Annotated in this window: 1 protein-coding gene; it reads left to right on the forward strand. The window is 40.2% G+C overall.

From position 1 onward, the window contains the following. The first annotated feature begins 94 nt into the window (after positions 1–94). A protein-coding gene (locus tag MOC86_RS22980; protein ID WP_268586266.1) for an IS3 family transposase occupies positions 95–1,245 on the forward strand; the annotation gives its coding sequence in 2 pieces (ribosomal slippage) (positions 95–365 and positions 365–1,245; 1,152 coding nt in all). Positions 1,246–1,312 lie beyond the last annotated feature (67 nt).

Consider the following 1,312-nt stretch of genomic DNA (forward strand, 5'->3'; position numbering starts at 1 on the left):
GGGACTGACCCCATGAAGTGAGACAAATAAAAAACACCTTTTCGTTAAAGATCGGATACAAATGACCGAACTATAACGTGGAGGTGTTTTTTCTATGGGAACAAGAGTAAGTTATCCAGTAGAAGTGAAAATGAAGGCGATTGAAATGAGGTTAGCAGGCGTGCCTGTAAAAGAAGTCATGGAAACATTACAGATTCGGAATCGTACCCAACTGAAAACCTGGATGAGATGGTATAAGAATGGAGAGGTGAAGCGACTAGAACAACCTGTTGGAAAACAATATACATATGGGAAAGGACCGCATTCTCAAGATGCATTCGCTCAACTAGAAGCAGAAAATCGATATTTAAAACAACAACTTGATATCTTAAAAAAGTACAAAGAATTGGAAAGGAAGTGGATGCGCAAGTCGTAGTCAAACTTGTAGAAGAATTAAAAGGAGACCTCTCCGTTCAACAAATCTGTCAGCACTTAGGGGTGCCACGATCTACTTATTATCGTTGGAAGAATAAGCGAGTAGACCCTCTTCAGAAAAACATCGAACAGAAAGTGGAAAAGCTCTGTCACCCGTTTAAATTTCGATATGGGTATCGAAAAATTACAGCCTTACTTCGACGTGAAGACCTACAGGTCAATCACAAACGAATACAACGTATCATGCAGAAACAGGGATGGCAGTGTAGAGTTAAGGTAAAGAAACGCAAATCCATCGGTCAACCTTATCATATTGCCCATAATGTATTGAATCGAACGTTTCAAGCTGAACGTCCTTTAGAAAAGTTAGTTACAGATATTACGTATTTACCGTTTGGTCCTAAACCTTTATATCTCTCTAGTATTCAAGATCTCTTTAATGGGGAAATTATTGCGTACTCGATTGGCGAACGTCAAGATACAGATTTCGTGCTAGACACCTTACGTCAACTCCCTATCTTAACGTCCCCCTGTACGCTGCATAGTGACCAAGGATCTGTTTATACTTCTTATGCTTATCAAAAACAAGTCAAAGAAAGAGGCATGACTATGAGTATGTCCCGAAAAGGGACGCCCGCAGACAATGCCTCCATTGAATCGTTTCACTCTTCTCTAAAGACTGAAACCTTCTACCTCGACAACTTAACCTGTACTACGACCGCCATCGTAAAACAGATTGTCGAAGACTACATGACTTATTATAACAATATCCGTATCCAAACGAAACTAAATAACCAGTCTCCGGTCCAATACCGAAAACTGGCGATTTAGATGGTGTTTTGATCCCTGTCTCAAAAACGGGGGTCAGTCTCCACTATACTTGGAGGGGATTTTTTAT

It is taken from the genome of Priestia endophytica (genome assembly GCF_026790145.1).
GTDB lineage: Bacteria > Bacillota > Bacilli > Bacillales > Bacillaceae_H > Bacillus_I > Bacillus_I endophytica_A.